General features: G+C 60.3%; 19 protein-coding genes. 8 read left to right on the forward strand and 11 right to left on the reverse strand.

All coding sequences use genetic code 11. The annotated features are described in order from the left end of the window. The first annotated feature begins 100 nt into the window (after positions 1-100). From ACHPFG_RS26290 to ACHPFG_RS26315, 6 genes are all read left to right on the forward strand, one after another. Entirely contained in the window at positions 101-889 is a 789-nt protein-coding gene (locus tag ACHPFG_RS26290) for an MlaA family lipoprotein (RefSeq protein ID WP_431700827.1), read from the forward strand. A gap of 133 nt (positions 890-1,022) precedes the next feature. Then, positions 1,023-1,220 (forward strand): hypothetical protein, encoded by a 198-nt coding sequence (locus tag ACHPFG_RS26295; RefSeq protein ID WP_431700828.1) that lies wholly within the window; start codon positions 1,023-1,025, stop codon positions 1,218-1,220. 123 nt (positions 1,221-1,343) lie between these two features. Then, positions 1,344-3,242, forward strand: coding sequence for an alkaline phosphatase D family protein (locus ACHPFG_RS26300; RefSeq protein WP_431700829.1), 1,899 nt, complete (start codon positions 1,344-1,346; stop codon positions 3,240-3,242). Positions 3,243-3,365: 123 nt separating this feature from the next. Then, positions 3,366-4,379: a diguanylate cyclase domain-containing protein gene (locus ACHPFG_RS26305; RefSeq protein ID WP_431700830.1), complete on the forward strand. Its 1,014-nt coding sequence runs from the start codon at positions 3,366-3,368 to the stop codon at positions 4,377-4,379. 148 nt (positions 4,380-4,527) lie between these two features. Then, positions 4,528-5,778, forward strand: coding sequence for a 2-aminoadipate transaminase (locus tag ACHPFG_RS26310; RefSeq protein ID WP_431700831.1), 1,251 nt, complete (start codon positions 4,528-4,530; stop codon positions 5,776-5,778). 130 nt (positions 5,779-5,908) lie between these two features. After that, positions 5,909-6,625, forward strand: coding sequence for a hypothetical protein (locus tag ACHPFG_RS26315; RefSeq protein ID WP_131700276.1), 717 nt, complete (start codon positions 5,909-5,911; stop codon positions 6,623-6,625). A gap of 48 nt (positions 6,626-6,673) precedes the next feature. Here the strand turns inward: ACHPFG_RS26315 and ACHPFG_RS26320 are convergent, their stop codons facing one another. The 9 genes from ACHPFG_RS26320 to hmpA form a co-directional block, all read right to left on the reverse strand. Then, positions 6,674-7,756 (reverse strand): pyridoxal phosphate-dependent aminotransferase, encoded by a 1,083-nt coding sequence (locus ACHPFG_RS26320; protein ID WP_431700833.1) that lies wholly within the window; start codon positions 7,754-7,756, stop codon positions 6,674-6,676. Positions 7,757-7,907: 151 nt separating this feature from the next. Next, positions 7,908-8,606, reverse strand: coding sequence for a 7-cyano-7-deazaguanine synthase QueC (gene queC / locus ACHPFG_RS26325; RefSeq protein WP_431700834.1), 699 nt, complete (start codon positions 8,604-8,606; stop codon positions 7,908-7,910). Between the two features lie 103 nt (positions 8,607-8,709). Continuing rightward, the gene (gene cyoE / locus ACHPFG_RS26330; RefSeq protein ID WP_027607620.1) at positions 8,710-9,597 is read right to left on the reverse strand and encodes a heme o synthase; all 888 of its coding nucleotides are present in this window, start codon (positions 9,595-9,597) and stop codon (positions 8,710-8,712) included. An 11-nt stretch (positions 9,598-9,608) separates the two neighbouring features. After that, positions 9,609-9,950, reverse strand: a complete 342-nt coding sequence (gene cyoD, locus ACHPFG_RS26335; protein ID WP_065925996.1) for a cytochrome o ubiquinol oxidase subunit IV — start codon at positions 9,948-9,950, stop codon at positions 9,609-9,611. Then, entirely contained in the window at positions 9,950-10,576 is a 627-nt protein-coding gene (locus tag ACHPFG_RS26340; protein WP_010206435.1) for a cytochrome o ubiquinol oxidase subunit III, read from the reverse strand. Before ACHPFG_RS26340 ends, cyoD begins: the two co-directional genes overlap by 1 nt. Positions 10,577-10,579: 3 nt before the next feature. Beyond that, entirely contained in the window at positions 10,580-12,598 is a 2,019-nt protein-coding gene (gene cyoB, locus ACHPFG_RS26345) for a cytochrome o ubiquinol oxidase subunit I (protein WP_167656676.1), read from the reverse strand. Between the two features lie 3 nt (positions 12,599-12,601). Continuing rightward, on the reverse strand, positions 12,602-13,543 hold the full coding sequence (gene cyoA, locus ACHPFG_RS26350) for a ubiquinol oxidase subunit II (protein WP_027607622.1): 942 nt from the start codon (positions 13,541-13,543) through the stop codon (positions 12,602-12,604). A 791-nt stretch (positions 13,544-14,334) separates the two neighbouring features. Further along, the gene (locus ACHPFG_RS26355; protein ID WP_131700270.1) at positions 14,335-14,841 is read right to left on the reverse strand and encodes a disulfide bond formation protein B; all 507 of its coding nucleotides are present in this window, start codon (positions 14,839-14,841) and stop codon (positions 14,335-14,337) included. Positions 14,842-14,991: 150 nt separating this feature from the next. After that, on the reverse strand, positions 14,992-16,173 hold the full coding sequence (hmpA, locus tag ACHPFG_RS26360; protein WP_431700835.1) for an NO-inducible flavohemoprotein: 1,182 nt from the start codon (positions 16,171-16,173) through the stop codon (positions 14,992-14,994). A 147-nt stretch (positions 16,174-16,320) separates the two neighbouring features. On the opposite strand from hmpA, the gene norR reads away from it, so the two are divergent. Continuing rightward, positions 16,321-17,865 (forward strand): nitric oxide reductase transcriptional regulator NorR, encoded by a 1,545-nt coding sequence (norR, locus tag ACHPFG_RS26365; protein WP_131700268.1) that lies wholly within the window; start codon positions 16,321-16,323, stop codon positions 17,863-17,865. 65 nt (positions 17,866-17,930) lie between these two features. On the opposite strand, the gene ACHPFG_RS26370 is transcribed toward norR, so the two are convergent. Further along, the gene (locus ACHPFG_RS26370) at positions 17,931-18,842 is read right to left on the reverse strand and encodes a DMT family transporter (RefSeq protein WP_431700836.1); all 912 of its coding nucleotides are present in this window, start codon (positions 18,840-18,842) and stop codon (positions 17,931-17,933) included. Positions 18,843-18,978: 136 nt separating this feature from the next. On the opposite strand from ACHPFG_RS26370, the gene ACHPFG_RS26375 reads away from it, so the two are divergent. Next, on the forward strand, positions 18,979-19,851 hold the full coding sequence (locus ACHPFG_RS26375; protein ID WP_167656678.1) for a helix-turn-helix domain-containing protein: 873 nt from the start codon (positions 18,979-18,981) through the stop codon (positions 19,849-19,851). On the opposite strand, the gene ACHPFG_RS26380 is transcribed toward ACHPFG_RS26375, so the two are convergent. After that, positions 19,848-22,349 carry a LuxR C-terminal-related transcriptional regulator gene (locus tag ACHPFG_RS26380; RefSeq protein ID WP_431700837.1) on the reverse strand — a complete coding sequence of 834 codons (2,502 nt, stop codon included), beginning with the start codon at positions 22,347-22,349 and terminating at the stop codon, positions 19,848-19,850. The two genes, ACHPFG_RS26375 and ACHPFG_RS26380, sit on opposite strands and share 4 nt — an antisense overlap. Positions 22,350-22,554 lie beyond the last annotated feature (205 nt).

Consider the following 22,554-nt stretch of genomic DNA (forward strand, 5'->3'; position numbering starts at 1 on the left):
TTTCAATCATGCAATAAAGCGTCAGCACCGCAATAAACCAGACATCTTTGCGCAAGGGACGACTGCCAGCATCGGCCTCCCTTTTGTGGAGACCGTGCTTATGCGCTCGCTGACCTATCCCCAGCACCTGGCTCGCCAGGTCGTGCTGTTGTTGACCGTGTCGTACCTCACCGGCTGCGCAAGCCCGGCGCCCTCGGGCGTCACCACCCAGTGCGCACAGGTGAATTACCCGGTGTACGACCCGGCCGAACCGGTCAATCGCGAGGTGTTTGCCTTCAACCGGACGGTGGATGACTACGCCCTGGCGCCGGTAGCGCGCGGCTACCGCTACCTGCCGGATTTTTTCCAGCAGGGTGTGCATAACTTCGCAAGCAACTTCAGCGAGCCGAAGGTGTTTATCAACGACCTGTTGCAAGGCAACCCTCGGCGCTCGGTGAATACCCTGGGGCGTTTTGCATTGAACACGACGGTGGGGGTGGTGGGGCTGTTCGACGTGTCGGACCGACTGGGTATCCCGCGCCATACCGCCGACTTCGGCCAGACATTCGGCGTGTGGGGCATCGGTAACGGGCCGATTGTGGAATTGCCACTGCTGGGCACCAGCAACAGCCGCGATGCGGCGGGCAAGGTCTTGAGTTTCCTGGTCTCGCCACTGGGAGACAGTGACACCGTGCAGACCCTGGGCACCATCAGCCTGGTGGGTGGCACAGTGGACACCCGTGCATCGCTGTTGCCGCTCACCGACAGTTTGGAAAAATTGCCGGATTACTACAGCGCATTACGTAATGTAGTGGCGCAAAATCGTGCGGCTTTTGTGCTGGACGGCAAGGAAGGCGCGACCTCTTCCGCGACTGAGGGTTGCGCGAAAGGCGCCGCTGATGACTTCTGAGGCGGGTTGCCAAAGGCCGTCATATCTTGCAGCAGGGCGTTTATAGCTCGCCTGCGCCCTGCTCTATAAGTTTGGCTGCACTTCGCTCCCAGGGGCGAAGTCACACTCGACTAATAGATAGAAGGACACTTCCATGCTCAGCCCTATCAACGCCACACCGCTCCCCGCTTACCTCCCCATTGCGCCGCAGGACGACACAGTTCTGCAACGCAAGAAGCGCAGCCTTGAAACCCCTCAATCGCAACTGGAACCTCAAGCGTCCGACGGTTCATCGCGCAGGCGACACGGCAGCGGCGGCCTGGACAGCCTGGGCAAGGGGAACCTGCTCTAAACCGCAGGAAGAGGGGCAGCGCGCTGCCCCTCTTCTTTTTTGCATACCGCCCCGCCTTAACAAAACACTGACATCCGTTGCGCTAACCTTGCCGGTTCAATCCTGGCCGGAGCCTTTTACTGCATGCCACACCCAGACACCTTGCCTGCCGTACTCGCCGGACCTCTGCTGCGGCGCCTGGAACCCCGGCGCCTGGTACTGTGGCTGGTGGGAAGCCGACCATTGCCCCTGACCCTGAAGCTGCACTGTGCCGAACAGAACCTGGCTATACCGCTGGGCCAGGACCGGTGCCAGATCGTGCCAGTTGGGCGCCAGGCGTTTATCCATCTGATTGATGTACGGTTGGACGAGGCACTGCCCCAGGACATGGTCATCTACTATGACCTGCTGGTCGACGACGCCGGCATTGCCGAGTGGGCACCGCACCTGCTCTATGCCGACACGCACTGCCCAAGTTTCGTACTGCACAGCCATATCCATCAACTGGTACACGGCTCGTGCCGCAAACCCCACCACAGTGCCGACGAAGGCCTGCTCTGCGTCGATCGCTTGCTGGCCGATGCGCAGACCCCGGCCGACCGCCCAGCGTTGTTGATGATGAGCGGCGACCAGGTGTACGCCGACGATGTGGCCGGCCCTATGTTGCGCGCGATCCATGGGCTGATTGCGCGTCTGGGCCTGTTCGATGAATACCTGGAAGGCGCCGTGGTAGACGACAGCACCAGCCTCTACGGGCATCACGCCAGCTACTACAACCGCGCGGATCTGCTACCTGCGCTGGACAGCAATGAGACCCTGCGCGAACGTTTTTTTGGCGGCGTGAAAAAGCCGATTTTCACCAGCAGCACCGCCGACAATCACCTGGTGACGTTCGCCGAGGTCATGGCGATGTACCTGCTGGTGTGGTCACCTACCCCCTGGTCACTGATCACCGTACAGCCACCGCAACTGAACGCCGATGAAGCTGCGCGCTATGCCCGCGAACAGGTGCAGGTGGATAAATTTCGCGATGGCTTGCCGGGCGTGGCGCGGGTATTCGCCCATCTGTCCACGTTGATGATCTTCGACGATCACGACATTACCGACGACTGGAACCTCAGCGCGCAATGGGAAGAAACCGCCTACGGCCATCCGTTCTCCAAACGCATCATCGGTAACGCCCTGCTTGCGTACCTGTTGTGCCAGGGCTGGGGTAATAACCCGGACGCCTTTGATGAGTTGGTGGGCCACACCCAGGCACTGGCCACCCAAGCGCAGAACGATCACTTGGACGCCCAGGCACAGGATGATTTACTCGCGGCGCTGCTGAAGTTCCAGCAGTGGCACTACGTGCTGCCCACCACCCCGGCCCTGGTGGTACTCGACACCCGCACCCGGCGCTGGCGCAGCGAATTCACCCTCAAGCAACCGTCCGGCCTGCTGGACTGGGAAGCCTTGAGCGAACTGCAACAGGAACTGCTCGACCACCCTTCGGCCATCATCGTCTCCCCCGCGCCGATCTTTGGCGTCAAGCTGATCGAGACTGTGCAGAAAATCTTCAGTTGGTGCGGCCACCCCTTGCTGGTGGACGCGGAAAACTGGATGGCCCATCGCGGCGCGGCCCAGGTGATCCTCAACATCTTCCGACACTCGCGTACACCCGGTAACTACGTGATCCTCTCGGGCGACGTGCACTACTCGTTCGTCTATGAAGTGCTGATCCGCCATCGCAACGCCGGCCCCAGGATCTGGCAGATCACCAGCAGCGGCATCAAGAATGAATTCCCAGCGCGATTGCTGGAATGGTTCGACCGCCTCAACCGCTGGCTGTACTCGCCGCGGTCGCCGCTCAACTGGTTCACTCGCCGCCGCACCATGCAGGTGGTGCCGCATATTCCGGAGCATGCCGAAGCGGGTGAGCGGCTGTGGAATTCGGCGGGGATTGGCCAGGTGTTTTTCAATGAACACGGCCAGCCGGAAACGATTTACCAGCACAACGCGGATGGGAAAGCTCGGACGAGGATGATGGCGCCGAAACAATAGCCTATTGCCACCCTTCTATAACCGGCCATCCGCCCTATTCAAAGCGCACAAGCCCCGTTGTACAGTAGCCCCAGCCACGGAGTATCGGCATCAATATGGCCAGCCCAAGCAAGGAGCGCGCAGATGGACGATATCTCCGACGGCAGCAACCTGGAGAGTGATTTCTCTCACCTCAACGCCGACATGCTGCATACCGTACTGGAGCTGGTCAGCGACGGAATCTGGGACTGGAACGCCAATACCGGTTTCGTCTACCGCAACCCGGGTTGGTACGAGATGCTGGGCTACCCCCGCCACTCCCTGGAAAACAGCGTGTTCACCTGGGAGACCGTCATCCACCCGGAAGACTACCCCCAAGTGATGACGCTGTTTGATGACTACATCAACCGTCGCGCCCCCCATTATCAAATCGAGTACCGTTGCCGCAAAAAAGATGGCAGCTACCTGTGGATCGAAGACCGGGGCTACGTGATTGCACGTAACGCCGATGGCTCGGTGGCGCGGATGGTCGGCGCCCATCGCGATATTCATACACGCAAGTGCTCCGTCGAACAGTTGGAGCGGCGCAACCAATCCCTTGAGGCGCTGGTGGCCGAGCGCACGCGCGAGTTGTCACGGGTCAATCAGCAGTTGCAATTGCAGTTGGACGAAAACCGCTCCCTGGCCGAACGGGATGCCTTGACCCTCGTTGCCAACCGCTACCGCCTGGAAAAAGTCCTGCTGGAGGAGTGCGACCGCGCCCAGCGTTTTCGCCTGCCACTGTCATTGATCGCGATGGATATCGATGATTTCAAGCCGATCAATGACCAACATGGTCACGGCGTGGGAGACCAAACCCTTTTGCAGGTAGTGGAATGCCTCGAAAGCTGCCTTCGCCAAGGCGACCTGCTGGCCCGCTGGGGTGGCGATGAGTTCATGGTGGTGCTGCCCAAAAGCTCGCTGGAAACCGCCACGGCACTGGCCGAAAACATCTGCCAGACGATGCGCAAGATTCCGACGCGCAGCAACCTCCACGTCACCCTGAGCCTGGGTGTGGCCGAGCGCCGTATGAATGAGTCCCCCGCCGCCCTTATGGCACGTGCTGATCAGGCGTTGTATCGCGCCAAGGCGGCGGGCAAGGATGGGGTGTCGACGTAGCATCGACGGGGCTACGACGTTGCCAAAAACGAGCTTTTGGCAACAGCTCTTCCGATTTGGAATGACCCGGCGACTTTATTTCGTTTGCGGCAGGGCCTGGTCCACGGCTTAGATAAAAACACGCCCGCCATTGCCGAGTCCGAGATTCATGAGCCGCGAAACCATCAGCCAGTCGATTTCCATCGTTCATCCCATCAGCCTCAGCCATGGCAGGAACGCCGAGGTCTGGGACACCACGGGCAAACGCTATATCGATTTTGTCGGCGGGATCGGCGTGCTCAACCTTGGCCATTGCCACCCGGGTGTGGTGGCGGCGATTCGTGAGCAGGCGACGAAGTTGACCCACTATGCATTCAACGCGGCGCCTCACACACCCTACATCGAACTGATGGATCGCCTGACCGGGTTTATCCCGGTGGACTACCCCGTCAGCGGCATGCTCACCAACAGCGGCGCAGAAGCTGCAGAAAATGCCTTGAAGATCGTCCGCGGTGCCACCGGCCGCACGGCGGTGATCGCCTTTGACGGTGCCTTCCACGGCCGCACCCTGGCCACCCTCAACCTCAATGGCAAGGTGGCGCCCTACAAACAAAAGGTCGGCGTACTGCCCGGCCCGGTGTATCACCTGCCCTATCCCAGCGCCGATAACGGCGTGAGCTGCGCTGAAGCGCTGAAAGCCATGGACCGCCTGTTCAGCGTGGAAATCGACGTCAATGACGTCGCCTGTTTCATCATCGAGCCGGTGCAGGGCGAAGCCGGTTTCCTCGCCCTGGATATCGAGTTCGCCCAGGCGTTGCGGCGCTTGTGCGATGAGAAAAACATTCTGCTGATTGCCGATGAAATCCAATCCGGCTTCGGTCGCACCGGCCAGCGTTTCGCCTTCTCACGCCTGGGCATCGAACCGGATTTGATCCTGCTGGGCAAAAGCATCGCCGGCGGCGTACCGCTGGGTGCGGTGGTCGGGCGCAAGGCATTGATGGATAACCTGCCCAAAGGCGGGTTGGGCGGGACGTACTCCGGCAACCCCATCGCCTGCGCAGCGGCGCTGGCCACACTCGATGCAATGACCGATGAACATTTGCAGGCCTGGGGCTCGCGGCAGGAAGCAGCGATCGTCAGCCGCTATGAAGCCTGGCGTTCGCAGCACCTGTCGCCGTACCTGGGCCGCCTGACCGGCGTCGGTGCCATGCGCGGCATCGAACTGACCAACGCCGACGGCACGCCCGCGCCCCGGCAACTGACCCAATTGCTGAGCCTGGCGCGAGACGCCGGGTTGCTGTTGATGCCCAGCGGCAAGTCGCGGCACATCATCCGCCTGTTGGCACCGCTGACCATTGAGGCTGCGGTAATGGAAGAAGGACTGGATATTCTCCAGGCGTGCCTGAAGCAGTTGGTTTAACCCCCCGCCTCCGCCGGTCGGCAGCCTTGCTCCGCGATAAGGGCATTGTGCTGCCTTGACCTGACCTCCCTCCCCGCTGAAAATGCGCGACGCTTTTTTGTCTCCCGTTTACTGAAGTAGTGAAATTTCAATGTCCGATTCTTACACCGAACAATCCGCCGAAGAATCCGTAGTCGCCTTGCACGCCAAGGCTGAGTACGAAAACGCCATCAATCTTTCACAGCATGTGCCAGCCGCCAAGATCATCAGCGAGATGGTGCTGGACGCCTTTCACACCTCCAAGGAAAGCGACCAGATCCGCGAACTGCGCGTCGCCATCCGCCAGGCCCACGACGCTTTCGACGACGACAAGGCCTACGACCTGATGGGCCAGCTCAAGCAGCTCAAGGACGCCGAAGCCGCTGACAACATCGCCCTTGAAGACCTGAGCAGCAAGTTCTCCATCAGCCGCATCCTGTCGAGCTTCAAGGATGATCCGCAGTTTCAGGAGCTGGTCTATGGGCTGGCCCTCAAAGTGCTGAACCAGTCTCACCAGGCCATCAGCAACCCAAGCGCCGGCAAAGGCAAGGCAGCTCGCCCCAAGAAAGAAGCCGAAGTGTTTGTGATCAGCAAGGACGGCATCAGCGTCACCCTGCCGCTGCGCACGCCGCGCTCGCGGTTGAACGTCGACCGTGAGGCGTTCGAGTTCCTGGGTTTCAGCTTTGTAGGCGAAGGCGATGAAGCCGAGCTGGAGGTTGAAAGCTTTGTGGATAACGCGGGCGTCGAGCAGCCGCTGAGCCGCAAGAGCGTGATTACTGCGCTGCAACAGCAGACGGCGTTTGAGGGTTACAGCATCGCGCAACAGTGATACCACTGAACTGAATGCGGGAGGGAGCAATCCCCTCCCACATCGGCGCTAGACCGTCGCCGCAAACACCTCGCGAAACCGCTCCATCTCCCGCTTGCTCCCCACCGTCACGCGCACCCACTGCGGCCAGTTTTTCCACACCCGCCCGATCAGTACGCCTTGCGTGGCAAGTTTCTCGATGACCTGCTCGGCCGGTTGCTTCACGTCGATCATGAAGCAGTTGGCCTGGGAAGCCGTGCAGGTGAAGCCACGGCCCTTGAGCCAGGTGATTGTTTCATCGCGCAACTGGGCATTGAGCGCCTTGCGTTGTGGCAGCAGCTTCACATCTTCCAGGCTGGCGAGTCCGCCGAGCAAGGATGAACCTGCCGGCACATTGTCACCGCCGAACACCGCCAGCCGTTCCAGCAGTGCCGGGTGGCCGATCGCCAGGCCCAGGCGGGCGCCGGCCATGCCGTAGATTTTCGAGAAGGTGCGCAATACCAACAGGTCGTCATGCTCCTTGACCCAGCTCACCACACTTGGGCTGTCGGCGAAGTCGATGTAGGCCTCGTCCACCACCAATACGCTGCCCTTGGGTTTGTTCGTCAGCGCCTGGCGAATAGCCTCAGTGGAGGTGATGGTGCCAGTCGGATTGTTGGGATTGCATACATAGAGCATCCCCGCCTGGGGATCGGCGGCGAGCATGGCGGGGACGTCGTGGGCGTGGTCGGCGTTAAGGCCCACTTCGCGCACCGGCGCCTTACGAGACTCGGCGGCCTGGCGCGGTACTTCGTAGGACGGCGTGGCCATCACCAGGCCACGGGTTTCGCTGGTGAACGCCAGCACCGCGTAGCGCAGCGCAGCCATGGAGCCGGCAAACACCGCCACCTGCTCTTCGGCAATCCCGTGCTGCTGGGCAAACAAGCCGGCCAAGGCGTACATGTGTTTGTACGGATACCGCCCGGCTGTCGCGATACCGCGCTGCATCGCTTCGCGGGCCGCCGTCGAAGGCCCGTAGGGGCTTTCGTTGTAGTTAAGCAGTACCTTGTCAGCGTCGGTCGGCGCTGGTGCGGCGACCGCCCAATCCAGGCGACCGAGCAAAGGCAGGGCGGCGCCAAGGGCGAGAAGGGATCGACGACTAACGCTGACCATGGTGACTACTCCTTGTAGGTGATGTATTCGCACAGCTCGTATAGAAGGGTATGACGAGACAACGGATAAATGATTTAACCGAGCCGCCATGAAAAAGCCCCGTACGACTTGCGAAGACGGGGCTTTTTCTGGTGCCTGCTACGTATTGGGGTTAGTTCAGCTGTAACTTCCGCTTCAGGCCCTCCATGACCGCTGCTTTGTTCTGCAGGTAGTCATTCAAGCCACGTGCACGCAGGTTGCACGCATCACATTCGCCACAGCCGGTGCCGATAACGCCGTTGTAGCAGGTCAGGGTCTGCTCGCGGACCAGGTCCAGTTGCTGGTGGTAATCCGCCAGTGCCCAGGTCTCAGCCTTGTTCAGCCACATCAACGGGGTTTCCAGGCGCACGTCGTACTCCATGCCCAGCTTGAGGGCCTGGTTCAAGGCTTTGACGAACTCATCGCGGCAATCGGGGTAGCCGGAAAAGTCGGTTTCACACACGCCGGTGATCACCGTCTCGGCCTTGACCTGATACGCGTAGATAGCCGCCAGGGTTAAAAACAGAATATTGCGGCCCGGCACGAAGGTGCTCGGCAGGCTTTCGCCGGAGCTGTTCACGGTCGGCACCGGGATGTTGTCGCGGGTCAGGCTGCTGATCGCCAGTTCGTTGAGCAGGGACACGTCCATCACTTTGTGAACGGTGGCCCCCAGTTGCTTGGCCAGTTGCTGGGCGACTTCGATTTCCGCCACATGACGCTGACCGTAATCGAAGGTGATGCAGTGCACTTCGTCATACAGCGGCAGCGCCTGGATCAGACAGGTCGTCGAATCCTGACCGCCACTGAACACCATAACGGCTTTTTTACTCATCACTTGCTTCCTGCCGGGGTAGGGTTGGGTCGTAGTTTAAAGCTCACTCAATAAAAAACCCCGCGCTTCTTTCGAAGGCGGGGCCTTTTTACTACTCGAACACTCAGTGTGCGTAGGTCAGCAACAGCTCTTTCGGTACTTGGAAATCCAGGGACATCATCACGCTGAGCGCGGTGATGGTGAAGATCGAGAACACGAACAGCTTGCGCGCCCAAACGGTGTCGTCCACCGCCTTGTAGCCGGTCCAGGCCATGTACAACCAGTACATGCCCATGGCCGCGGCGACGGCAAGGTAGCTCATGCCGGCGTAGCCACTGAAGGTCAACATCAAGGTCGCCACGAGGAAGGCCAGGATGTAGAGCAGGATGTGTTTCTTGGCGACCTGGATGCCACGCTTGACCGGCAGGACCGGAATCGAAGCAGCCAGGTAGTCGTTGAAGCGGAAGATCGCGATGGCGTAGGAATGCGGCATCTGCCACAGGCTGAACATCACCAGCAGCACCAGTGCAGCCATGTCGAAGCTATTGGTCACAGCCACATAACCAATCACCGGCGGCATCGCCCCCGACAGACTGCCCACCAGCGTGCCGTGAACCGACTTGCGCTTGAGGTACAGGCTGTAGAGGCCGACGTAGATGACAAAACCGATCACGGCAAACAACGCCGCCAGCGGGTTGGCCACCTGGTACAACAGCGCCACACCGGCAACACCCAGGACGGTCGCGAAAATCAGCGCCAGTTTCAGGGAGATAAGGCCCTGGACCAGCACGCGATTCTTGGTGCGCTCCATCTTGATGTCGATGTCACGGTCGATGCAGTTGTTGAAGACACAGCCGGAAGCCACCACCAGGGACGTACCGATCATCGCAGCCAGGAAGATGGCCAGATCGACATGTCCCTTGGAGGCCAGGAAGAAACCGCCCGCCACAGAAAGCACGTTACCGAAAATGATCCCCGGTTTGGTGATTTGGATAAAGTGCTTAAGCGACATCGGGTCTTACCTCACTTCGCCATCATGAACGTATGGATGCTGAACATGATCCATATCGACAGGCCAACCAGCAGCAGGATTACTATGCCTGCGAACACGAACGCAACCACGTTATCGCGCTGCTCTTTAGAGCGATCCAGGTGCAGGAAATACACCAGGTGAACCAGAACCTGAATCACCGCGAACGCCAGCACGATCATCAAAGTGATCGACTTCGGCAGGGTCGGGTACATCACCAGACCGAACGGGATGAGCGTCAGGATTACCGACAGGATGAAGCCGATGGCGTACGACTTAACGCTGCCGTGGCTCGCATCATGGCTGTCATGGTCATGGGAGTGTGCATTAGCCATTACAGAGTCCCCATCAGGTAAACAACGGTGAAGACGCAGATCCAGACCACGTCCAGGAAGTGCCAGAACAGGCTCAGGCAGCTCAGGCGAGTCTTGTTGGTGTTGGTCAGGCCGTGTTTATTGACCTGATACATCATCACCGCCATCCACAGCAGGCCGGCAGTTACGTGCAGACCGTGGGTGCCTACCAGCGTGAAGAACGCCGACAGGAAGCCGGAACGGTGCGGGCCGTAGCCTTCGGAGATCAGCAGGTGGAACTCGTTGATCTCCATGCCGATGAAGCCCAGGCCGAACAGGAAGGTCAGTGCCAACCAGCTCAGGACGCCTTTCTTGTTGCCCTTATAGAAGGCCAACATGGCGAAGCCGTAGGTGATCGAACTGAACAACAGCAAGGCGGTTTCGCCGAGCACGTAAGGCAGTTCGAAGATGTCGTGGCCCGACGGGCCACCCGCAACGTTGTTTACCAGTACCGCGTACACCGCGAAGATCGACGCAAACAAGATGCAGTCGGTCATCAGGTAGAGCCAGAAACCGAAAACGGTCATCGGCCCCGAGTCGTGGTGATGGTCATCATGCCCATGGTCATCGACATGGGCGTGTCCAGCATTGGTCACTAAGTTCGACATGGTTTAAGCCTGTTCCAACGAGGTTTCTACACGGTTGGCCGGGATTTTCTTCTCGGCGACCAGGCGAGCGTGCTGCTCGGCTTCGATGCGCTCGATCGTTTCGACCGGCACCATGTAGCCTTGATCATCACGTGCTGCGTGGACAATGAAGTAGCCGATGGTGCCCACCAGGCTCACGATTGCCAGCCACCAGATGTGCCAGATCATCGCGAAACCGAACACGGTCAACAGCGCACCCATCACCACGCCAGTGGCGGTGTTGCTTGGCATGTGGATCGGTTCGTAGTGCTTAGGTTGCTGGTACGCAGTACCGTCTTCCTTGGCTTCGGTGAACGCATCGATGGTGTTCGCAGTCGGGATCACCGCGAAGTTGTAGAACGGTGGTGGCGACGAGGTCGACCATTCCAGGGTGTGGCCATTCCATGGGTCGCCGGATTCGCAAGCGTTCTGCTTACGGTCACGGATGCTCACGTACAGCTGGATCAACTGGCAGGCGATGCCCACGGCGATCATGATTGCACCGAACATGGCGACGTACAGGTACGGTACCCACTCAGGGTTGGTGGTGGCGTTCAGACGACGGGTCATGCCCATGAAGCCCAGTGCATAGAGCGGCATGAACGCGACGAAGAAGCCCGAGATCCAGAACCAGAATGCAGCCTTGCCCCAGCCTTCGTGCAGCTTGAAGCCGAACGCTTTCGGGAAGTAGAAGCTGAAACCAGCGATATAGCCGAATACAGCACCACCGATGATCACGTTGTGGAAGTGAGCGATCACGAACAGGCTGTTGTGCAGTACGAAGTCAGCACCCGGGATGGCCAGCAGTACGCCAGTCATGCCGCCGATGGCGAAGGTCACCATGAAGCCCAGGGTCCACAGGACCTGGCTGGTCATGCGCAGACGACCGTGGTAGATGGTGAACAGCCAGTTGAATAGCTTCACCCCCGTCGGGATGGAAATCAGCATCGTCGCCAGGCCGAAGAAGGCGTTGACGCTGGCCCCCGAACCCATGGTGAAGAAGTGGTGCAGCCACACCATGAAGCCCAGTACAGAGATTGCGCCCGATGCGTAAACCATCGAGTGGTGACCGAACAGGCGCTTGCCGGTAAAGGTCGAGATCACTTCGGAGAAGATACCGAACGCCGGCAGGATCAGGATGTACACCTCAGGGTGACCCCATGCCCAGAACAGGTTCACGTACATCATTGGATTGCCACCAAGTTCATTGGTGAAAATGTGGAAATCCAGGTAACGGTCAAGCGACAGCAGCGCCATGGTAGCGGCCAGGATCGGGAACGAAGCCACGATCAGGACGTTTGCCCAGGTGCAGGTCCAGGTGAAGATCGGCATGTCCATCAGTTTCATGCCAGGGGCGCGCATTTTCAGGACGGTGGCCAGGAAGTTGACCCCCGTCAGCGTCGTCCCGAGTCCTGATAACTGTAGCGCCCAGATGTAGTAGTCCACACCCACGCCAGGGCTGTATTGCAAGCCAGACAATGGCGGATACGCAACCCAACCGGTCTTGGCGAATTCGCCGACGCCCAGGGACACGTTGATCAGCACCACGCCGGAAACCAGCAGCCAGAAGCTCAGGGAGTTCAGGAACGGGTAGGCAACGTCACGCGCACCGATCTGCAGCGGCACCGCAAGGTTCATCAGGCCGGTGAAGAAAGGCATCGCCATGAAGATGATCATGATCACACCGTGAGCGGTGAAGATCTGGTCATAGTGTTCAGGCGGCAGGTAGCCAGGCGAACCTTCGGTGGCCATGGCCAACTGGGTACGCATCATGATGGCGTCGGCAAAACCGCGCAGCAGCATGACCATGGCAACGATGATGTACATCACGCCGATTTTCTTGTGGTCGACCGACGTCAGCCACTCGGTCCACAGGTAGGTCCACTTCTTGAAATAAGTGATTGCTGCAAACAGTGCCAGACCACCCAGCGCGATCATGGCGATGGTAATCATCACAATCGGCTCGTGGAACGGGACCGCATCCCAACTTAATTTACCAAACATCGTTTACTCCTCTGCCCCAGCAGTTGAATGCGAGCCCGTGTCAGAACCTTCAACCGCGGCCACTTCTTTCTTCTCGTGCTTGACCGGCTTGCCTGGTTTCATACCTTCGTACTTGTCGACGATTTTCTGAAACAGGTTCGGCTCATACGCGGAATACAGGGCGACTGGGTTGTTCTGGCTTGGTTTGGTCAGGGCATCGTATTCAGCTTGATCAAGCTGTTTAGGTGCGGCCTTGACTTCGGCTACCCAGGCGTTGAAATCTTCCTGGCTCGTCGAGATCGCTTTGAATTTCATGCCGGTGAAGCCAGCGCCGCTGTAGTTCGCGGAGATGCCTTCCATTTCAGCTTTTTCGTTGGCGATCAGGTGCAGGCGTGTCTGCATGCCGGCCATCGCGTAGATCTGACCGCCCAGGGCTGGGATGAAGAACGAGTTCATCACGGCGTCGGAGGTGATCCGGAAGTTAAGCGGGGTGTTCTCCGGGAAACGGATCTGGTTAACCGTGGCGATACCCAGGTCCGGGTAGATGAACAGCCACTTCCAGTCCAGCGCGACCACTTCGATGTTGATCGGCTTGACGTCGGACTCCAGCGGACGGTACGGGTCCAGCTCGTGGGTCGACTTATAGGTGATGTAACCCAGGGCGATGATGATGAGGATCGGAACCAGCCACACCGCGATTTCAATCTTGGTGGAGTGCGACCACTTCGGCGCGTAGGTCGCGCTGGTGTTCGACGCGCGGTATTTCCAGGCGAAGGCGAAGGTCATGATGATCACAGGCACCACGACCAACAGCATCAGCAGGGTGGCAGTGATGATCAGGTTTCGTTGATCCAGACCGATCTGTCCTTTCGGGTCCATCAAGGTCCACTTGCAGCCTCCCAGCATTAACATCATGCCAAGCAGCGGCAAAAAGCCTAGTAATCGGGGGTACCTGTTTTTACTCATCTCACGACCTCTAAAGCAGCTTGCGCAATGCAGTTGGGTTTTGATCGCCAACACTTCACCCTGCCAAGGGTTGGCATTTCTCTTCGATTGAATAAGAGCCTGCCCGTCACGTCATATAGGTACGCTTCACGAGCCTGCGGTGAGTTCTTATTCGATTTCGTGGTTAAAGGCCTTGTTACAGACCAATTCCCTTTGGTGCGGATAGTTGAAAGGCTGCCGGAACCTTGGGGTCGCACAGAGCCGTCCATCTGCCCCTCGACCGCTCCAGTGCTCAAAGATTGAGCAGCACCGGACATTCAGTGCGGGCGATTGTAGTTAGCTGGCGATGTATAAACCATGTCTTATAAAGAAATAATTTTTATCGATTACAGCAATAATCCTTCACCAATATTGCAAAGGTTCGCGATCTTATCGCGTTCGATTCCCAACAAAAACCACAAAAATTGCCGTGTTATAGGGCAAACCGTCACGGCCCTTACACCCCGTAAGGGCCTGCAAAACCTAACCAACCCCCCAGAAAACAAGGCATTCGGACATCACTCAAAGCCTTGTACGGCGTGAGGTACGCGCTGTCACCCAAACCACGAACTGACAGCACATCTTGGAGGTTTCTTGCAAATTTAAGCGCTGGTTTGGCAGGTCAGAAACGTCCTGCGGCGGCTTCCGTGTGACAACATGTCGCACATTGCGCGCACCCAAAATTGTCCGGCGTCACGTTCTGTTCACAAAACCCTACATGCAAAACGCCCCGGCCTTCCTTGAAGAAGGACCGGGGCGTTTTGCTGATGGATTCAGGCCTTGCGCTGGCGATTACGATAGATACCCAGGGGCACCAGGATGACCGTCAGCACGAACGCCACCAGCGCCCATTGCGCCAGGGACAAGCCGAGCACAGGCGGGTATGGGGTGCTGCAGAAACCATCGACCTGGAAGCCCAGCGGGAAAACCTTGGCCAGGGGTAGGTCGTCGACGATAGGTTGCAGCACATCGATGCCGCAACTGACCTGCGGGAAGAACTGGGTGTACACATGGTGGCCGGCTGCGGCCACCCCACCGAGGGCGCTGAGTACCACCAGGCCTTCGAACAGCGTGATAGCACCTTTGCTGCGCATGGCCGCGCCAATGAACGCAAAGATCGCAATCAGCAGCAAGGCGTAGCGCTGCAGGATGCACAACGGGCACGGCGCCTCGCCCAACACCACCTGCATGTACAACGCACCACCGATCAGTGCCAGGCAGATGATGCCCAGCAACACCAGAAAGCGCCGCTCCCTGCCTAAACGCAATTCGTCACTCATCCCCGTATCCCTTTGTTTGGTTGTGCCAATGGCCGCAAGTTTACACACAGAGAGTGGTTTAAACAGAGAGGGGTTAACAGGGGATTAATCGGGAAGAACAGAGATCCAAATGTGGGAGGGGGCAAGCCCCCTCCCGCATTTTTGACCGTGTTACTCCAACGCCGCAGCCGGGCCGAAGAATTCGTAGCGGCTTTGTTTTTCCGGTACACCGAGGGCCTTGAGGTGGCGCTTGATCGCCGCCATGAAACCTTTAGGGCCGAGGAAGTACGCGTCCAGGTCACGTTGCTCCGGCAACCACGCCGCCAGTTGCTCCTGGCTCAGCAGGCCGACTGTATCCGCCGCCGGGCTCACGCCGTCGTCCTCGGCATAGCAATAGAAGCGCTTGAGCTGCGGGTGCTTGGCCGCCAGTGCATCCACCCAATCACGGAACGCATGCACCCCGCCATTGCGCGCGCAGTGGATAAAGTGCACCGGACGCTCGGTGGCCAGTGCCGCTTCCAGCATCGGCAAGGTTGGGGTGATCCCTACCCCGCCGCTGATCAGCACCAGCGGTTTATCGCTGGCCGCCAGAGTGAACTCGCCCGACGGCGGAAACAGGTCAATCGTCGCACCGACCTGCAACTGGTCATGCAGGTAGTTGGAAACCCGCCCGCCGGCCTCGCGCTTGACGCTGATGCGGTACTGACCCGCATCACTCAACGCCGACAATGAATAGTTGCGGCGCACTTCCTCACCGTCGAGCACCAGCTTCATGCCGATGTATTGGCCCGGCGCGGCAGCGAGGATCGCCCCGTTGTCCACCGGCGCGAAATAGAAGGAGGTAATCTCGGCGCTCTCTTCCACACGCTTGACCACGGTAAACGCCCGCGCACCGCGCCAGCCGCCGGGGGTCTGGGCTTTCTCTGCGTAGATGGCGGCTTCGGCGCCGATCAGGATGTCTGCCAGTTGGCCGTACGCGGCGCCCCAGGCACTCATCACCTCAGGGGTGGCGATCTCGCTGCCCAGCACCTCGGAAATCGCCCGCAGCAGGCAAGCGCCCACAATCGGGTAATGCTCCGGCAGGATCTGCAGGGCCACGTGCTTGTTGATGATCTTCGCCACCAAGTCGCCCAGTTGGTCGAGCTGGTCGATATGCCGCGCGTACATCAATACGCCATTGGCCAGGGCGCGGGGCTGGTCACCGCTGGCCTGGTGGGCCTGGTTGAACAGCGGGCGAACCTCAGGGTACTCGGAGAGCATCATGCGGTAGAAATGGGTGATCAGCGCTTCACCGCCGCTTTCCAGCAGGGGCACAGTGGATTTAACGATGGCACGGTCTTGGGCACTAAGCATGGGAGCCTCCTGGGCTTCTTTACTGATTACCCTTAGCTACTCAGTATTCATGCCAACTAATAAATCCTTTAATTTCAACGAGTTGAATAATATGTAGTCAGTATGACCTCCTACACTTTATAGTCACAAGGACTACAAGGAGTCATTATGACTGCACACTCGCTGCTCACCACCCTGCTGCCGCTGGTCGCCGACCTGTCGCGGGAACTGCCCGAAGGCGAACGCTATCGACGCCTGCTGCAAGCCATGCGCGCCCTGTTGCCGTGTGATGCGGCCGCACTGTTGCGCCTGGACGGCGAATCGCTGGTACCGCTGGCAGTGGATGGCCTGAGTGCAGACACTCTGGGCCGCCGCTTCAAGGTCAGCGAACACCCGCGCTTCGCCGTGCTGCTCAGCAGCCCTGGGCCCACACGCTTTGACAGTGACAGCGAATTGCCCGATCCCTACGACGGCCTGGTCGATGGCTTGCACGGTCATCTGCAAGTGCACGACTGCATGGGCTGCCCACTGTTCGTCGACGACCAGCCCTGGGGCCTGCTGACCCTGGATGCCCTCGATACCGAGCGCTTCGAACGCGTGGAACTGGAAGCCTTGCAAGCCTTCGCCAGCCTCGCCGCCGCCACCGTCAACGTGGCCGAACGTATCGAACGCCTGGCGTTGCGGGCCGAAGACGAACACCAGCGCGCCGAGATCTACCGCCAGGCCAGCGGCCAGCAGCACAAGGAAATGATCGGCCAGAGTAAAACCCACAAGCGCCTGGTGGATGAAATCAAGCTGGTGGGTGGCAGCGACCTCACGGTGCTGATCACCGGCGAAACCGGGGTGGGCAAGGAACTGGTGGCCCAGGCCATTCACGCGGCGTCGTCCCGGGCAGATAAACCCTTGATCAGCCTCAACTGTGCGGCCCTGCCGGAAACCCTGGTGGAAAGCGAGTTGTTCGGCCATGTACGCGGCGCCTTTACCGGCGCGCTGAATGAACGGCGCGGCAAGTTCGAGCTGGCGAATGGCGGCACGTTATTTCTGGATGAAGTGGGCGAGCTGTCGCTGAGCGTGCAGGCCAAGCTGCTGCGGGTGCTGCAAAGTGGCCAATTGCAGCGCCTGGGCTCGGACAAGGAACATCAGGTGGACGTGCGCCTGATCGCCGCCACCAACCGCGACCTCGCCGACGAGGTGCGCAACGGCCGCTACCGCGCCGACTTCTACCATCGCCTGAGCGTGTACCCGCTGCAAGTGCCGGCCCTGCGCGAGCGCGGACGTGATGTGTTGCTGCTGGCCGGCTTCTTCCTGGAGCAGAACCGCTCACGCATGGGCCTGGGCAGCCTGCGCCTGACCAGCGATGCCCAAGCGGCGCTGCTGGCCTATAACTGGCCGGGCAATGTGCGGGAGCTGGAACATTTGATCGGGCGCAGTGCATTGAAGGCACTGGGTAACTGTCGCGAGCGTCCAAAGATTCTGAGCCTGAGTGCCCAGGACCTGGACTTGCCCGATGTCAGCGCCCCGGTGATCGAAGCACCGACAGAAGCCGCCCTTGCCGTCACCGGTGACCTGCGCCAGGCCACCGAGCACTACCAGCGCCAAGTGATCAACGCCTGCCTGGAGCGCCACCAGCACAACTGGGCCGGCGCCGCCCGCGAACTGGGCCTGGACCGCGCCAACCTGGGCCGAATGGCCAAACGCCTCGGTATGAGATAGCAAGGCCAACTCAGTCAACTGTGAGAAATGCAGGAAATGTGCGAGGGGACTTGCCCCCTTCCACACTAGACCTGCTTTGCCTGAAGGATCGGATTCACCGGCTGAGCCACCTTAGGCTTACGAAACACCAACACATTCCCCAGCATCACCAGCACCAACCCCGCCAACGCCGGCGCGGTCCACTGGTAGCCTTCGGCAAACGCCGACACATTCAGCGCCACCACCGGGAACAGCACCGTGCAATACGCCGCACGCTCCGGCCCCATGCGCCCTACCAACGTCAGGTAAGCGGTAAACCCAATCACCGACCCCGGAATAACCAGGTACCACAGCGCACCGATGTACCGTGCGCTCCAGTCCATCTCAAACGGAATGCCACGCACCACGCAGTAGGTCGCCAGCATCAAGGATCCATACAACATGCCCCAGGCATTCGTGGTCAGCGGCCTCAAACCGGCCTTCTGCTGCAGACTCGACAGCATATTGCCCGCCGAGAAACACATCGTCCCCAGCAACGCCAACCCCAAACCCAGCAAGGTCTGCGGGCTGGCGGTGTGCCCCACCAGTTCCGGCCAGAACAGCAAGCCCAAGCCCGCCAACCCGAGGCCGCCGCCCATCAACACCGTGCGCGCCACCCGCTGGCCGAAAAACACCCGGGCGTTCAGCGCATTCCACAGCGTGGCCGTAGAAAACACCACCGCCACCAGGCCGCTGGGGATCCACTGGCTGGCCGTGAGAAAACACATGAAGTTGACGCAGAACAGGCACAGCCCCTGGGCCACACAGATCAGGTGCCCGCGCCGGTTCATCACCTGCAACTTGCGACTGACCAGCAGCAACGCAAACAACACCAGCGCCGCCAGGCCGAAGCGGTAGACGATGGACACGGGAATCGCCACCACGCCCAGTTGCCATTTAAGGGCGATCCAAGTGGTGCCCCAGATCAGCACGGTGAGTAGATACAGGGAAAGGTTCATAGCGGGCTCCATCGATTGAGCCACAGTGTCGCCTTCAACCCGGGCAAGGCTCTTGCACAATCTTGCGCTTTTGTCGGGCGATGGGATCACAGCGCCCGTATCGCGGAGTAGGATGCAAGGCGTCGGAGAACACACCATGTCAGACCTGGAATCCCTGCAAGTCTTCCAAGCCCTTAACCGCTCGCCCAACGCACGCCTGGAAGCCTGCGCCGAGCTCGGTGACGGCTTGTCCGCGGCCTTGTGGAGCAACCATCACGATTCCCAGGACTACCAGGCGCCCAGCCATCACACCTTGTCCTGCTATGTCGGTGGCGGCACCGGCACGTTTCGGCGGGACCAACCGGGCACCAAGGGTGGCCCGGACAAGCTGTGCATCCTGCCTGCCGAGCACCAATCGGCCTGGGTGATCAACGGTGAAATCCGCCTGGCCCACGTGTATTTCAGCCCGCAACAATTTGCCCTGGGCTGCGTTACCCTGCTTGACCGCGAACCGCGCACGCTGGAACTGCGGGAAAGTACCTTCCTGGAAGACCAGCGCCTGGCCCGACGCTTCCACCAGTTGATCGCCCTCAATTGGCACGAGCCCGCCGAACGCCTGCTCACCAGCAGCCTCGCCCATGAAATGCTCAGCCACACCCTGCTCAGCCAAGTGGGCGCCCGCGAAGGCCTGCGTTTAAAAGGCGGGCTGGCCGCCTACCAACGACGGTTGCTGGTGGACTACATCGACCAGCACCTGGAAGACCCCATCAGCCTTGGGCAACTGGCTGGGTTATGTACGTTGTCGGAGTACCATTTCGCACGGATGTTTCGCCAGAGTTTCGGCCTGCCGCCCCATCAGTACCTGCTGGCGCGCCGGCTGACCCGCGCGCAAAACCTGCTGCGTGGCGGCGCCCTGCCGTTGGGCGAGATTGCCTTGCTGTGCGGTTTTTCCAGCGCCAGCCACTTTACCCATCGCTTCCGCCAGGCCATGGGCGCCACGCCCGGCGAATACCGTCAGGCGTTCATCTAAACCATCAAGCCCAAGGTCTTGGCCTTGGCCACCGCCTGGGTGCGCCGCTCTACACCGAGTTTGCTGTGAATGCGCCGCGCGTGGGTCTTGACGGTGTGCAGGGAGATAAACAGGCGGTCGGCGATCTCGAGGTTGGAACTGCCCAGGGCGATCAGTTGCAGCACTTCCAGTTCGCGCTGGCTCAAGGGGTTTTCCACCATGCCGGGGGTTGATGCCTGAGGCTCCAGGCCCAGCTCACTCAGCAATCCCGGCGCACGCAAACGCAGTTCGCGAATCGCTTGTTGAACCTGGCAACGCCCGGCCAGTTCCAGGCCGGCTTGCAGCGAGCGGCGCGCCGAGGCCGGATCCCCCAGCTGCCAGGCGACTTCGCCCAGCACCAGGTGCAGTTCGATTTCCAGGCAAAGCATGCCGCGCTGATGGGTGGCTTGCAGCAAGGCGTTGAGCCGTTCCACCGGTTGATCGGCGCAGCCCAGTTTCACCTCCGCCAGCACCAACAGGTATTCAAGACGCGGGATCAGTTCCAGGGTGGCCGGCGGCGCCTGCTTGCCCTGGGGCCCACGAAAATGGCGCAGCACGCGACGCACCGCCTCCACGGTCAATTCGGCGCGCCCCTGCTGCAACCAAAAGTGCCCGCTGACCAACAGCAGCACCGCGCGGTACACCGTGTCCGGAACCTGGCGTTGCTGCATCAGCCGCTCGGCCTCACGCAACTGGATAAAGGCCTGGGCGTAATCGCCACGGTTGGCAGCCAACAGCGCCAGGCCGAGAAAGCCGTAGAGCACGCGCTTGTCCTGGCTGTGCAGGCACATCTTCAAGCCCGTGTCGAAACACTCGGCGGCCAGGCTGTCCTGGCCTTGGCGCAAGGCCAGGTGCCCGCGTCGCAAGGCAATACGCCCCACCAAGGGACCGGCCTTGAGCCGCTGTTCAAGCAATATGGCTTGTACATTTTCCAGCAGGCTCTGAGCCCTGTACGGCGCACCGCGCTGTTCCAGTAATTGAGCGTGATCCAGCTCAAGCAGCGCCTCCAACAGTAACGAACCATGGGCGCGCGCCAGGCACAGCGCTTCGCGGTTCAGGCCTTGGGCCACGTCCAGTTCGCCGCGCAACAAGGCTTGCTGGGTCAGGCCCGACAGGCACATCAGCCGCGAGGTCCACGCGCTGTCGGGCAAGGCTTGCAGCGCCTCAAGAAAATGCAGGCGCGAGCCCTCGGCATCGCCGCCCAGGTGCAGCAACCAGCCCCATTGCGCCTGCCAGCGCGCCAATAAATACCGCTGTTGCGCCGCCGTCGGTTGCGGGGCAAACCGGGCCAGTTGATCGATGCACACCGCCGCCTGTTCGAAGCGCCCGGCAAACAGCAACGCCGCCGTCACCAGCCCCACCAGTTGCGCCGAGCCGAGCATCAATTCATCGCCATGCTGCTCATGCAGGTGCAACAGCAAGACGGCATTCTGCTGGCGGAACAGGTCCTCGAAGCTGAAGTGCTGCAACAGGCTCACCGCCATTTCATATTCTTCGGCCAGCAGCGCCTGTTCGAAAGCGGCCTGCCAGTCCTGTTCGGCGCAGAACCATTGGCAGGCGCGTCGATGCCAGGAGCGTTTGGCCGGCCAGGGCTCGTCCTGCATCAGGCGCGCCAGGGGCGGAAAAACCTGCAGCCAGCCGGTGTCCTCCCACGGTTGGATAAAGGCGCCGAGCACCTGCAAATCCCTCAGGTACTGGTCACCGTCACCCGCGCCGAACAAGTGCTCGCACAGGCCGGTGTTGAAGCGCGGCAGATGAGCCAGTACGCGCCAGGCCTCCGCCAGTTCCGGCGGCAGTGTGCTGAACAGCTCGTGTTGCAGGTAGTCGAGCAAGGTCTTGTCGGGGTGCCCATCGCCCAGCAGCGCGATGCGCACACCCGCGCACCAGCCGGCGCTGAACTGCAGCACGCTGTCGACCGAATGCCCGGGCGCATGGCTGAGCAGTTGCTGGATTTCCGCAGGGTTGAAGGCCAGTTCTGCGCCACATTCGAGCAACTCATCGTCGAGCAGCAGGCGCGGCCAGTTGCACGCCGGTCGCCGCCGCGCGCCCAGCCACCAAGTCAGGGCCGGGCTACTGGCGGTGAGCAGACGGTCGAGCAAGGCGTCGGTGTCGGGCGTTGGCAAGCGGCAAAAATCATCGAGGAACAGCCATGCCGAGGCCTGCCAGCGGCTGAGGTCGAGCAGCAAGGTGGTTTCATCGGTAAACGTCAGGCCCAGGTTTTGCGCGAGCCGCAGGCACAGGTCGAGGGGGCTGAGGGTCGCGCCATTAAGCGGCAACCAGTACACCTGGCAACCCGCAGGCGCCTGCAACGCACATTCGGCGAGCAGCGCGCTCTTGCCACTGCCGCCGGGGGCGCAGAGTAATTTGACCCTGGCCGGGGCCGTCAGCAAGGGCTCGGCCAGGCGGGGGCGCAGCAGATGGTGAGCGGACAGCCGTGGCATGAATCCAGGACGGTCCAGGCAGCGTGTCATGGCAGTCATTGCTGCATCCTGCTTTTTTATTGTTATGCAACCTGGTGCTTACCCTAGTCCTGTGGCGGGTGGTTATTGAAGAAGTATTCAGCAGGGTGATTGAAGGCCATGCACAAAACCCCATGTGTACAAAACCCACTGTGGGAGGGGGCTTGCCCCCGATGAGGGACTGTCAGTCACTGGATTGGTTGACTGATACACCGCCATCGGGGGC

The organism is Pseudomonas sp. BR20 (assembly GCF_050780135.1).
Taxonomy (GTDB): Bacteria; Pseudomonadota; Gammaproteobacteria; order Pseudomonadales; family Pseudomonadaceae; genus Aquipseudomonas.